Origin of the sequence: Candidatus Cyanaurora vandensis (genome assembly GCF_013285555.1) — a bacterium.
In the GTDB taxonomy this organism is placed as follows: domain Bacteria; phylum Cyanobacteriota; class Cyanobacteriia; order Gloeobacterales; family Anthocerotibacteraceae; genus Cyanaurora; species Cyanaurora vandensis.
In genome coordinates this window covers 1-12,880 of record NZ_JAAXLT010000025.1, presented here as the reverse complement: position 1 = coordinate 12,880, position 12,880 = coordinate 1, and the positions used below count along the sequence as shown (strand labels likewise).

General features: G+C 56.5%; 8 protein-coding genes. 2 read left to right on the top strand and 6 right to left on the bottom strand.

The genetic code is table 11. The annotated features are described in order from the left end of the window. From HFM78_RS01835 to HFM78_RS01820, 4 genes are all read right to left on the bottom strand, one after another. A partial coding sequence (locus HFM78_RS01835; RefSeq protein ID WP_287127710.1) for a type I polyketide synthase occupies positions 1 to 5,063 on the bottom strand: 5,063 nt, incomplete at its 3' end. A gap of 379 nt (positions 5,064 to 5,442) precedes the next feature. Next, positions 5,443 to 6,270, bottom strand: a complete 828-nt coding sequence (locus tag HFM78_RS01830; RefSeq protein WP_287127709.1) for a sulfatase-like hydrolase/transferase — start codon at positions 6,268 to 6,270, stop codon at positions 5,443 to 5,445. A 29-nt stretch (positions 6,271 to 6,299) separates the two neighbouring features. Continuing rightward, positions 6,300 to 7,283 (bottom strand): lipopolysaccharide assembly protein LapB, encoded by a 984-nt coding sequence (locus HFM78_RS01825; RefSeq protein WP_287127708.1) that lies wholly within the window; start codon positions 7,281 to 7,283, stop codon positions 6,300 to 6,302. Between the two features lie 88 nt (positions 7,284 to 7,371). Continuing rightward, entirely contained in the window at positions 7,372 to 7,947 is a 576-nt protein-coding gene (locus HFM78_RS01820) for an aspartyl/asparaginyl beta-hydroxylase domain-containing protein (RefSeq protein ID WP_287127707.1), read from the bottom strand. Between the two features lie 270 nt (positions 7,948 to 8,217). Between HFM78_RS01820 and HFM78_RS01815 the strand changes: the two genes are divergently transcribed. Beyond that, positions 8,218 to 8,394, top strand: a complete 177-nt coding sequence (locus HFM78_RS01815; protein ID WP_287127706.1) for a hypothetical protein — start codon at positions 8,218 to 8,220, stop codon at positions 8,392 to 8,394. A gap of 98 nt (positions 8,395 to 8,492) precedes the next feature. On the opposite strand, the gene HFM78_RS01810 is transcribed toward HFM78_RS01815, so the two are convergent. Together HFM78_RS01810 and HFM78_RS01805 are read right to left on the bottom strand one after the other, a co-directional pair. Beyond that, positions 8,493 to 10,475, bottom strand: a complete 1,983-nt coding sequence (locus HFM78_RS01810) for a response regulator (RefSeq protein ID WP_287127705.1) — start codon at positions 10,473 to 10,475, stop codon at positions 8,493 to 8,495. A 3-nt stretch (positions 10,476 to 10,478) separates the two neighbouring features. Further along, on the bottom strand, positions 10,479 to 10,883 hold the full coding sequence (locus HFM78_RS01805; RefSeq protein WP_287127704.1) for a response regulator: 405 nt from the start codon (positions 10,881 to 10,883) through the stop codon (positions 10,479 to 10,481). Positions 10,884 to 11,059: 176 nt separating this feature from the next. On the opposite strand from HFM78_RS01805, the gene metG reads away from it, so the two are divergent. Then, the gene (metG, locus tag HFM78_RS01800; RefSeq protein WP_287127703.1) at positions 11,060 to 12,598 is read left to right on the top strand and encodes a methionine--tRNA ligase; all 1,539 of its coding nucleotides are present in this window, start codon (positions 11,060 to 11,062) and stop codon (positions 12,596 to 12,598) included. Positions 12,599 to 12,880: the final 282 nt, after the last annotated feature.

Below are 12,880 nucleotides of genomic sequence, written 5' to 3'. Positions count from 1 at the left end.
GGCGCGGCGGGAATTGGGGCGGGTGCGGGGGGCACGACTTGACGGGCCGGGGCAATCGTCACCGGGGCAATTGGGGGCGCAATCGGTACGGGGACCGCCGCTACCACAGGCCGGGGAGCCGGGGGTAAAGCCGCTTTAGCCTTATCCTTGGCTTTCGCCTCAGCCACCGCTTCCACCGTCAGGGTCGGCGATTTACCAGCATGGCTGATGGTCGAGTTCTTTGGACGGGCCGTGCCGCCGCTGACCATCCAGACCGTCGCGGGTAGTTCCGGCTTGCGGGTCTGTTCTACCAAGCGGTTGAGATCAAGCAGTTTTACGGCCCGGTCCTTGAAAATCAAGGGCAATTGGACTTCAACGCCCTGGGCCAAGAGGGTCCCCAGACTGATCAACAAACTCCGTAAACCCTTCGGTCCATCGAGAGCCACAGCGGTATGGGGGCTGTCGGCGAGGATCTGGCTTACCAACTTGGTCAAAATGTTACGCGGACCAACTTCAATAAAGACCCTGGTACCGTCCTCGTACATCGCCTTGATCTGGCTGACAAACTCCACCGAATGCAACAGGTGCCCGGAGAGTTGTTCTTGGATGGCCTGGGGATCGGGGTTGTAGGGACGGCCTGTGGTGTTGGCGTAGACCGGGACCTGAGGCGATTGGAACTCAATGGCGCGGATTGCTTCTGCCAAAGGAGCCTGAGCGGACTCCATCAAGGCCGAGTGGAAAGCCCCCGCCACCGGGAGCATTGTCGCGGTGAGCCCTGCTGCGGTTAGGTGTTGGACTGCCTTCTGGATCGCTTCTTTAGTCCCGGAAATAACCGTCTGTTGGGGAGCATTGTGGTTCGCCACCGTCACCCCATCCAAGGTCTGTAACCGACCCAGGACCGTATCGCGGGGAGCTAAAACCGCTGCCATCGCCCCATCCAAGCCCGTCCCTGCCATGACCCGGCCTCTGGTCTCCGACAGGCGGAGGAAGTCGGTACGGCTGAAGACTCCGGCGGCATGGAGCGCGGCGTACTCGCCGTAGCTGTGCCCCGCCAAACGTTCGGCCTTTACCCCCAGTCGGGTCAACAGGTCCAAGTAGCCCGTTGCTACCGTCCCAATCGCGGGTTGGGCGATGTGGGTATCGGTGAGCCGGGCGCGGTTCTGCTCCTCGACGGCCTCGGAGTAGGGACTCGGCGGATAGATAAACTGGCTCAACTGCTGTTCAAAACAACCATTCAACACCCGGTCTGCCGCTTCCACCGCCCCACGCAACTCATTGAGGAAGAGGGCGGGTTCTCGGCCCATATCGGGGTACTGGGCACCCTGACCAGGGAACAAGAAAGCCACCGAGGGCGACTGGGCCAGATCTAAGGTCAGTTGCACATGGGCGGGGAGCGTCTTGCCCCGGCCTTCGAGTTGGTCTAAAGCTTGCGTCAGACCTTCTTGGAGCTCAATCAGGCCGTCCGCCACGATGGTCAAGCAGGCTTTCGGGGCACGACGGTCGAGGGCACGACGGGCCAGACTGTAAGCTAGGTCACGCATCCGGGGTTCGGCTTTGTTTGCCAAATCTTCCAGGAGTTTGCGGACTTCTTTGGTAATCGTGGCCTGATCCCCACGCCAGACAAACAGTTCACAGGGCCAAGGGTCCGCTCCCGGTGCGCGGGTGTCCTTGAGACTGCCCTGATACTCTTCCATGACCAAGTGGAAGTTGGTACCGCCAAACCCGAAGGCACTACCGCAGGCGCGGCGGGGATGGTCGGGATGGTCAAACCAGGGACGGGCTTCTTTAAGTAAGTAAACCGGACCTTTGGGGTCCACAATCGGGTCGTGAGGATCGTCCACGTTCATGTGGGCGGGTTGGACCTTGTGGTGAATCGCCATCGCGACTTTGAGTAAGCTCGCAATCCCCGCCGAACCCTTGGCATGACCGAGCATGGTTTTAATCGAACCCATGGCGCAGTTCTTGGCTGGGGTTTTGACATCGGTAAGGCAGGTGATCACGGTTTCCAGTTCGGCCCGGTCTCCGGCGACGGTTCCGGTCCCGTGGGCTTCATAGAAACCCAGGGTCTCCGGGCCAAACCCGGCTTGACGGTAGGCCCGTTTCAGAGCACGGATCTGACCGATGGAGCGCGGGGCGGTCAGGCCTAAGGCCCGTCCGTCACTGGAGCTACCCACAGCCTTAATCACGGCATAGATCGTGTCCCCATCGCGTTCCGCATCGGCGAGCCGCTTGAGGACCAACATCGCCACCCCTTCACTGATGACAATGCCATCGGACTTCTTATCGAAGGCCCTGGATTTGCCCTGGGGCGAGAGCGCGTGGGTTTTGCAGAAGGACATGAACCCGAAGGCACTCATGCCCGTATCCATCCCGCCCGCCACCGCTAAGTTACAGCGTCCGTACTGGAGTTCCTGGACCGCCAAGGCAACGGAGGCCATGGAAGAAGCACAGGCCGCATCCACGACATAGTTAGAGCCACCGAAGTCGAAACGGTTCGCCACCCGTCCGGCGCAGACGTTGAGCAGCGACCCGGCAAAGGTTTCCTCGGTCCACTCGGGCATCCGGTCCATGATCTCCGGCCCCGGCTCCGGCACATACTGAGGGATCATCGTGCGGACAGCGTACTGAATCCCCAAGTCGCCCCCGCCACTGCCCGAACCGATGATGACGGAAGTATTTTCTTTATCAAAGTTGCCCGACCCATAACCCGCGTGTTCCAACGCCTGCCCAGTCGCCTCTAGGGTCAACATCTGCACAAAGTCAATCGAGCGCATGGACTTGGGCGGGATACCAAAACGCATCGGGTCAAAGGGGATCTCTTCTAAGAACCCGCCCCAGCGCGAATAGATTTTGTCCTTCGCCGAACGCTCGGGATCAAAGTACAACCGCCAGTCCCAACGCTCGGGCGGGATCTCGGTAATGACATTGACCTTGCGTAAAATATTGTCCCAGAACGTCTCCGCCGTGTGAGCTCTCGGGAACAGGGAAGCCATCCCAATAATGGCGACATCGGCGGGGACCAAGGGAATACCACCGGGTAGTTCCGCCTCTGCGTCCACCCGGGCTAACCACTGAGCACTGTCCTCACTGATCTCTTGGTGCAGGCTCGCCACGGTGCAGACTTGATCCCGGAGCGTCGCCACCTGACCAATCATGTACATCCCATCGCGCAGTTGTTCGTCCTCGGGAACAGTGATGACCTTACCTTCGGCGTTGCGGACCATGCCCTTAGAAGCCACTCGCAACCGTCCTAGGGTCAAGCCCTCCAGGGTGTCGCGGACCTCTTCATGGGGACGACCCGCCGTGAGCATCTGGCGGCGGGTGCCGTAAAATTCCTGGGCAAAGGGCGTAACTGCACAGCGGCTAGCGTGTCCCGGCCCGGTTTCCAGGTTGATCGTCCGTTCACAGCGCAGAGCCTCATCCTGATAGCCCTTGACAATCGCCCCACAGGAAACCGATTCCGCCGTAAAGAGGTAGGCCGTCCCGACGAGAACGCCAACTTTCATTCCGCGCTGGGTCAAGGGAGCCGCCATCGCGCTGACCATCGCTGCTGAGCGTGCGTCGTGGATTCCCCCAGCAAACAGGGCATGGATTTCTGCCTCACTGCCCTTGGGGGTCTTGCTAAGAAGCGTGTCCACCATCGTTTCCCAGAGCACGAAACTACTCAAGGGACCGACGTGTCCCCCGCATTCGCGCCCCTCAAAGACAAATTTGCGGGCACCCTGCTCCAGGAACATCTCCAGTAACTTGGGCGCGGGTACGTGGATATAGGTTGCAATCCCGTCCTGTTCAAACTTCGCCGCTTGGTCTGGTCGGCCCCCGGCAATCAGGGCAAAGGGCGGCCTAATTTGTTTGACAATGGCGGTCTGTTCTTCGCGTAGGGCATGGGGCACAAAGCCCAAAATCCCGATCCCCCAGGAACGGTTGCCCATCAGTTGTTTCGTTTTTTCCAGAAGCTCTTTGACCTGAGGACCGCGCATCAAGGCCAGGGCCAACATCGGTAAACCCCCCGCTTCGGCTACCGCAAAGGCAAATTCCGCCCGGTCACTCACGCGGGTCATCGGTCCTTGCACAATCGGGTAGCGCGTCCCGTGGGAAACCGCCAAGGGCGCACCGGGTTCCAGCGGCCCGAATTCCTGACTCAACCGGATATGCTCCGCGCTCTGCTTGACGAGCTCTTGGACTAGGCGGTTGATGGTAGCGAACCGCTCCTTAAAGCCCGTCGCCAATCCTACCCCTTGACCCACGGGCCAAGCGACGACACCGGGTTCACCCCAACCGATGAGGGGTTTAGCGGCGGCTTGCCACTGGGCCATGGCCTCCGCCGAGGTATCCCCAGCCAAGTCCGCCCGGTCTGCCAACTGTTGCAGTTCGGTCACCGCCGCGAAACCAGGCCGAATCAGGACCCGACAGGCCACGGGCAACCGTTCGCCAATAACCCCGGCCTCCTGACCACTCAAGTTCAGCAAATACTTCTGCCAAGACTCGGGCAACGGGGATTCGGGCATCAATAAAAGCTGGTCATCCAGGACAACGCCCATGGCCCCTGCTGCCCGACAGGCTGCTGCCGTGTGAATCCCCACCCCGCCTTGGACATACACCGGGAATTCCACCTGAGCCAGTAACCGCTGCACCAGGATCAAGGCCGGGTCCTCACCCACCCAACCCGCGCTCTCATGGCCCTTGGCAATCAAACCATCAATCGCAAACCCGTCCAGGGCCACCGCTTGCGTGATATCCGTCACTTCCAGCAGTAATTTTCGTCCTGCCACGACGGGCAGACTCGCTAGCACCTCAGCAAGAGTCGCTGGTTCCCAACTGCTCAAGACGAGCCAGTGGGGTTGATTCAAGAGCGCGAGTAGTTCTTGACTCGTGGCGATTTGGTCGGCCCGTAGCCGTAGCCCCGCCCGGTCACTCCCTACCACAAGCTGCAAAAGTTTCGTGAGGTTGTCTTGGGCAAGGGCGTCATTGTCACAAAACTCTCTATCCAACAGGCCCACACCCCCCGCCCGGATCGTGGCGACAGCAATACCAGGGTGGGCAAGACCAAGGGGGGACAGGGAGAGGCATGTGAAGCTGGACATGGGGTTGACCTTCGCGAAGTGGGCTTGCAGCAACCGATACTCGACCACTAGTCGTCCCCACTGAAAGAGGACCACCCTAGGATGAAGCATGTATACCTTACCATCCAAAACATGGAAAAGCGGTATACACACACACACTTGACCTAACAATATCGGGAACACTTGCAAATTGTAAGTTTTAGATAGTATTTCACAAAGATTTTATAATTCATCCCCTAATGTCTGATGCTGGTGGCTTCTCAGGAACAATTAATAAATAAGAAATCATTAAATTAACTCGGTTCAGTAACGAGAACCGAGCAGACTTTCTAATCAGTGTGCCCCGATTAATTTATGAGAAGGCCATTGCTGGCCTCCAGCTAAAGCTAAGGCTTCCTACCTAGTGGGGACAGAAGCCTTCAATGAAAGGGACTTCAAAGCACTTCTCGTGCATAACGGGTCCGTGCCCGAAGTAGCCGCCTTCGCCAAAGAGTTCGCCGTGGTCCGCTGTGATGATGAAATAGGTATTGGGTGGGCACTTGGCGTAAAGCTCTGCCAGCAGACTGTCCACGTACTCCACACAGGTAATTTGCTGTTTGTGGAGTTGCTGCATCTCTTCATCGTCAAAAAACGTTTTTTCGGCAGGGTCGTTTTCTTTTTTGAGCGATGTATCCAGGTCCTTGAAAACGCCGTGGACCCCAGAGATATGGGGCAAATTCTCCCCCGAGAGCATATAGGGATAGTGGGTCTCACCCAGATTGAAAAAATAGAAACGCGGCTCTTCCTCAAAAAATTCGACTTCCTTCACCATCGAAACAAAGTCATTATGATTGGACATCAGCTTGTAGTCATCGAAATAACGGTTGATGCTAGTGAGTTGGTTGAGAACGGGCATCGAGACCCGCGCAATCGTCTCATAGCCCAAGTCCTGAAGCACTTTCGGCAACGAGAGATGAGGCACAAAGGTCTTAAAAGAAAGCTCTGGGATGCCCAAACGGTCAATCCACTTGGCGAAATCCTGTTTGTACACTTCTGAAGCAAAGACACCCTTGGGGCTGGTGTGGGGCACCATACCCATCAAGAGTGCGTAGTGGGAAGGCGAGGTCCAGGAGGCATAGCTGTAGCGGCATTCCGCCATACCTAAACGATCCATGTTCGGGGTTGCCGCCGACCGATAGCTGTCAAAGCGGCAACTGTCCATGATGATGTACACGAGATGGTTAGGCATAGCGGAATGGGACCTGTGGTGAGTGGGACTTAGTTGAGGCGGCTGGCGACGAGGGAGGTGGCAGACTCACGGTAGCTGTCGGCCATTTCTTCCCAATCAATATCTTCAACCGTTTCCATATCCAGTTCTTCTAAGGCACCATCGCCTTCCTTGGCAAGCAAGGTGGCAGCGCGGTATTCCTCAGCAGCTTCCTTGGTCAGACCCTGGGCGGTGTAGATATCGCCCCACAGTTTGTGGACGATGGGAGCTAGGCGGTTGCTCTGGTTGACCTGTTTGAGGGTTTCGGTCGCTTCGCCTAGCTTCTCTTCGGCAATCAAGGCTTGCACCAGACCGAGGCGGACCCCAGGTTTGGCTTCAGGTTTGAGCTTGAGGGCCTCTTCGAGGGCTTCACGGGCAGCGCCGTAATCCTGTTGGGTCAGGTAGATCCGACCGAGTTGGGCGTAACCGGAGAAGTTGTCCGCTTTGTAGTTGATAGCGGTTTTCAATTCGGCAGTGGCGTCATCGAGCTTACCCATCTTCACGTAGGCTTGGGCCATCACTTGACGAGCTTGGTTGAGCCGGGGATTGAGCATGAGGGCCTTGCGGCACTGTTGGACGGCTTCTTCGTACTTTTCTTTGAGGACAAACGCTTGACCGAGACCGACAAAAGCTTGGTGGGCTTTGGGGGAAACCTTGAGGGCGTTCTGGAACTGAGCGGTCGCTTTGTCTGCTTCGTTCTTCCGCAAGTAGGTGACGCCGGCCTTGAGGATGGCTTGGGGTTTTTTGGGTTCGATCTGGATTGCTTTTTGGTAGTGGCTCAGGGCCTCATCGTAAGCTTTCTGCCGATAGAGCAAATTGCCGATGGCGACATGGGCACTGAAAGAAGACGGATTTTCTTCCAGCAGGGCTTCTAGTTCAGCCATGGCCTCAGCCAAGCGGCCTTCTTTGGCTAATGAGAAACTCAGCTTGATCCGACTCTGTTCACTCTTGCCCAGTTGCTTCACCTTGGGGGTGAATTTAGAGGATGTAGTCATCCTGTGCGCTCCTTCATGACGGATAGATAGTGACACACAACCTTGAAGCGGTCAAGTTATTCCCATGGGTGATTCCACTGACAGCACCCTACTTGGGGATCTGTTGCAGGAGGTTGAGCACCGCCGGGGAGAACTTATCGAGCTTTTCGTTCTTGGGGTATTCACGACCGGGGGGCTTTTTGAAATCAATCAAGAGGACCACCCGCGTCTTGTCCGAACGGTTCCAGACCTCATGCTCAAAGGTGTCGTCGAAGATCAAACACTTACCTTCTTGCCAAGGCCGGATCTCCTCGGCAACCCGGATCACGCACCCCTCCGGGACCACCAAACCGAGGTGGCAACGTAGCACTTCATCGGAGTAGCCGACATGAGCCCGGATGTGGGTCCCCGGCTCTAGGGCCGAAAAAGAAGCCGTACTCATGTCGGGGATCGCCTCGACGAGCTTGGTGGTCTCTGGGCAGAGTTCACAGTTGGCATTGACACGACTACCAAAGGCATAGAAGGGCAGGACTCCCCAAGTGCCACTATCGTAAAGTTTTTTGTCGGGCCAGGGCTGGAAACCCCCGCCTTCCACGTTCGCGACCTGCTCGAGTTCAGCTTTGATGGTCAGCCAGTTCGCTTCTAGGTGCTGGGCAAATTCAAATTCCGAAGATTCAAAGAACATGGTGTTGAACCGCAACGGGGCTAGCAAGACGGGGCAATAATAGCCTATCTCTCCAGAGAGAATCAATGCTCTAGGATACAAACCGAGTATTTTACCCGTCGTCGCCAAAATTCCCTGTTGATCCCGGAAAGCTCCATCCCAATGTTCAGCAGGGCAAGCGCATTGGGCAACGCTCAGGCCGCTTTTAGTTCAGGCGTAACCCTGTCTAGCAGAGAGTTAGCCCACCAGGAGCCTGTATTAAGATATATGTAAAATTCTGAGGAATACCCCATGAACCTAGCCGAAGCCATTTATAGCCACAGCCTCAACTTCCTAGAAGCCGCTACCCGTCAAGCCCTAGACTTTATTGAATTTCTAGAACAACGTTATTCAATATCCACTGACACACAAAACAATACAGAAGCTTTTCTCACCACTTTAGTTGGAGGACTAAGAAGATTTTCCTAATGACATTAACGACGAAGATCTAACTGAGTGGAGTTAGCTTTTTGCTCAATAAACGCGGCTTTTTGCTTGGCGAACTAGGCTCGGGGCGGCGGTCACAGTCACTCAGTGCGCCCGACCAACTGGGCAATCACCGTCACCAATTCCTCGGATTCCACGGGTTTACTGATGTGGGACTGGAATCCTGCCGCCAGTGCGCGTAGGCGGTCTTCGGTACGGGCATAGGCAGTCAGGGCGACAGCGGGGACCTGACCGCCCTGTTCAGGGGAGCGTTCGCGTACCTGCCGGATCAAGGCGTAGCCATCTTCCACGGGCATCCCGATGTCACTGACTAAGACATCTTGGGGAGAACTCATCAGGGTGGCAAGAGCTTCGAGGACTGAGGACGCAGGCGTGACGGTGGCTCCGCACTGCTCCAACATCAAGCTCAACAAGTCACGAGTATCGGCCTCGTCTTCTACAACCAAGATGCGTAGACCTTCGAGGTCAAAGCCGTTACAGGACATTTTCTGGTCCTGGTTACGCTGAGCAGGTTCCGCCAGCGTAGGGAGGGTGATCGTGAAGGTCGCCCCTTGGTCCTCACCGGGACTCTCAGCCTTGATCTCACCTTGGTGCAATTCGACCAAGTGGCTCACGATGGCAAGCCCCAACCCCAGTCCCCCATAGCGGCGAGTCGTGGTGCTATCGGCCTGCCGGAACCGTTCAAAGATATGGGGCAGAACTTCTGGCATGATCCCCTGGCCCGTATCCTGCACCGTAATCGCAACCTGACCCGCTTGGGGGACCGTCAAACTCACCGTCACTTGACCGCCCGTAGGGGTGAACTTGATGGCATTACTGAGTAAGTTCCAGAGGATCTGCTGGAACCTCACGGCATCGGCTGAGATCTGGGGCGGGTTAGCTGTGAAGTGGGTGGTGATTTCAATCTGTTTGGCTTGGGCCTGGGGGCGGATACTCTCAATGGCTAGCTCTAGGACCCTGGTGGGGACAAGGGGATAGCGTTCGAGGTTCAGCTTACCGCTGATGATCCGGGAGACATCCAGGAGGTCTTCAATCAGTTGAGCTTGAAGTTTACCGTTGCGCTCAATGGTCTGGAGGGCCCGCTGGGTCGTGGCTTCGTTTTGTTTGCCCCTCAGTAAGAGGTTACTGAAGCCAATAATTGAGTTGAGGGGGGTGCGTAGCTCGTGGGATAAGACAGCGAGGAATTCATCTTTGATCCGGTTGGTCGCTTCAGCCTCGCGTTGAGCCCGTTCGGCGATGGCCCGGGCTTGTTTCTCCAGAACTAAGATGCGGGCACGTTCTTGTTCTAGCAGCCGCGCCCCCGTGATATCCCGCATGACCTTGGCGAATCCCCGCACGGTGCCAACTCTGAGCGGGGTGACGACACTGTTGGCGAGAAAGCGACTGCCATCCTTGCAGACTTGCCAGTATTCGCTGTGGGTTTGACCGTTGCTCAGGGCAGTCTCTAGTTCACGCTGGGCGAGGTGGCGATCCTCGGGGCTAAAAAATTGGGTGGCAGGCATACCCAGAGCCTCGGCCTCGGTGTAACCCAAGATCCGCTCGGCTCCCCGGTTCCAACTGACTACTTGACCCGCCACATCCAACGAAAAAATAGCATAGTCCTGGACACTCTCCACCAAAAGCCGGAACTTCTCCTCACTCTGGACCAGTTGTTGGTTGGCGAGTTGGGCGGTCTTCTCCGCTTGGTAGAGGCGAGTGACCCGGCGCAGGATCTGCGAAAGATTTTCGGGGGAGACCCGTTGTTTAGTGAGGTAATCAGCGGCCCCGGCTTTCATCAATTCCACTGCCAATTGCTCATCACCTTGCCCCGTCAACACGACTAAGGGCGTTTTAATCCCTGCTGCTTGGACCTCGCGCAACAGCAGTAACCCATCCCCATCGGGCAACAGATAGTCCAAGAAAACACAGTCGAAGTCCGTTTCCCCCAGCCACCGACGGGCAGTCGCCAAGTCCTCAGCTTCTTCGAGCTCCATCTGGACCCCAGCCGCCTTGAGAGCACGGCGCACCATCAGACGGTCTACCGCATCATCATCTACGACTAATAACTTGAAGGGTTTTTCCATGAGTTAGGGCAACTCGTTGAGCGTCCAGTATTTATTGAGTGCCGCCATGACTTCGACAAAGTTCGTAAATGTCACGGGTTTTAAAATATAGCCCGCTACATTTAGCTCATAAGCATCCACCCGGTCACTATCTTCGGCTGAGGTCGTCAGAACCACGACCGAGGTGGCGCGTAGTTCCGGGTCAGCTCTGAGTTCGCGCAGGAACTCAATCCCACCCATGCGGGGCATATTCAGATCTAAGAGGACTAAGCGGCGGCCTGAGGGGATTTGGTGGCTCCTCAGCAAATCAAGAGCTTCGATCCCGTTCCCCGCCACAAAGAGCGGATTGTTAATCTTGTTCTTTTGGAAGGCGCGGCGCACGTTCATCACGTCCACCTCATCGTCATCCACTAATAAGACATTGAGCATGGTACTTTCCACAGTTACGGGGAGGGATGACAGGCCTGGGTTCAACTTATCACTATTCCGTATGGCAGAGACATCAGGCTCTACCCAAAGATGGATGTAACCCGTGTAATCCCTATGGTCTTTTGAATACAGCGATTCTAAACCGATATGATGGGGGATATTCTTCAGGAACCGCCGTGCATTTCACTTGCACCACGCCACTCTATTACGCCAACGCCGCGCCCCACATGGGCAGTGCCTACCCAACGATTGCGGTAGACTGTCTGACGCGTTACTACCGCTTGCTCGGCTACCAAGTCTTGATGGTGACGGGGACCGATGAACATGGCGAGAAGATTGCTACTGCCGCCCTCAAACAGGGCCTTGATCCCCAGACCCATTGCGACCAGATTGCCGCTGAGTTCCAACGATTGTGGCAAGTCCTCAATATTAAATATGACCGTTTCATCCGTACTAATGATCCCCGCCATGCCCCAGTAGTCCAGGAGTTTTTCCAGCGGGTCTGGGCACGAGGTGATATCTACCGCGCTGCCTATGAGGGTCTGTACTGCGTGGACTGTGAGGAATACAAGGACCCCAAGGACTTGATCCAAGACCTATGCCCCATCCATCGTAAACCTGTCTTCCTCCGGCAAGAAGAGAATTACTTTTTTGCTTTGTCCAAGTACCAGACCGCTCTAGAGGAGCATTTCGCCCGTCACCCAGACTTTGTGCAACCCGTCATCCGGTTCAACGAGGTCAAGGGCTGGCTCAAAGAGGGACTGCGGGATTTCTCCATCTCACGGGCAGCAGTCCGCTGGGGCATCCCCCTCCCGCCGGACCCCGAGCAGACCATCTATGTCTGGTTTGATGCGCTCTTGGGCTACCTAACGGCTCTTTTGGCCCCGGACGATGAACCCTGCTTAAAGAACGCCCTCGCCGGAGGTTGGCCCGCTGTCCATGTGGTCGGCAAGGACATCCTGCGCTTCCATGCCGTTTACTGGCCCGCGATGTTGTTGTCTGCCGGGTTGCCCCTACCGGAGCGAATTTTCGGGCACGGCTACCTGACTAAGGACGGGCTCAAAATGGGTAAATCCCTGGGTAATGTCCTGGACCCCTTTGCGCTGGTCGAGGAATTTGGAGCCGATGCAGTGCGTTACTACTTCCTGAAAGAGATTGAATTTGGACAGGATGGCGACTTTGTGCGGACCCGCTTCATCCATACCTTAAATGCCGACCTTGCTAATGACTTGGGCAACCTCCTCAACCGCACCCTGGGTCTACTCCGCAAGAACTGTAATAACCAGATCCCCACCGTCACCATCCCCCTCACGGACCCCCTACGCCAGCAGACGGAGGCGATGACCCAGCAGACGGCCCAAGCCTATGAGGGTCTCCACTTCCCCCGCGCCTGTGAGTCAGCTTTAGAAATCGCCCGGTTCGGCAACGGCTACATTGACCAGAGGGCTCCCTGGAAACTCTTCAAAGAAGGCCACCGCGTTGAGGCTGAGGCGGTCTTATACGCGGTCCTCGAAGCCGTCCGCATCGCTGCTGTCCTACTCGCGCCCGTGATCCCCGAGTTGAGTGGACGGATCTGGAGCCAGCTGGGTTTTGCACCTGCTGCCTATGCTCAACTGACCTGGGCTACTACCGAGTGGGGCGGTCTCCCCAGCGGACAAACCGTTGCTCAAGCCGTACCTATCTTTTTGCGGTTAGAACAGGAAACCCTCGCCTAGGGTTACTGGCAAAGCTGAGTAGCTTCAAAAACTACTACAGGCGGAGGGACCTCTTACGACCACCAGTAAAGCTAAAGTGCCAGCCAGCGGCTAACTCTGGCTCCTCCAGGCTTCGTTTTTTCTGATACAAAGTGTGCTGGCTATTTCTTCCTTAGGGGCTATAGACTGTGCGTAAGTCCTGTATTGACATACTCACCGTCCTGAAGGAGCGGTGATTCTTGACAGCTCAACGGGCTGTGCTGGCGAACTAGTCTTACCTGCCCTCCCTGTCCATTTAGAGTC

Bases quoted from the DNA above. Each gene is read 5' to 3' on its own strand.
- HFM78_RS01810 (WP_287127705.1), bottom strand. From the start codon at position 10,475: ATGGAAAAACCCTTCAAGTTATTAGTCGTAGATGATGATGCGGTAGAC.
- HFM78_RS01825 (WP_287127708.1), bottom strand. From the start codon at position 7,283: ATGACTACATCCTCTAAATTCACCCCCAAGGTGAAGCAACTGGGCAAG.
- HFM78_RS01805 (WP_287127704.1), bottom strand. From the start codon at position 10,883: ATGCTCAATGTCTTATTAGTGGATGACGATGAGGTGGACGTGATGAAC.
- HFM78_RS01820 (WP_287127707.1), bottom strand. From the start codon at position 7,947: ATGTTCTTTGAATCTTCGGAATTTGAATTTGCCCAGCACCTAGAAGCG.
- HFM78_RS01830 (WP_287127709.1), bottom strand. From the start codon at position 6,270: ATGCCTAACCATCTCGTGTACATCATCATGGACAGTTGCCGCTTTGAC.
- HFM78_RS01815 (WP_287127706.1), top strand. From the start codon at position 8,218: ATGAACCTAGCCGAAGCCATTTATAGCCACAGCCTCAACTTCCTAGAA.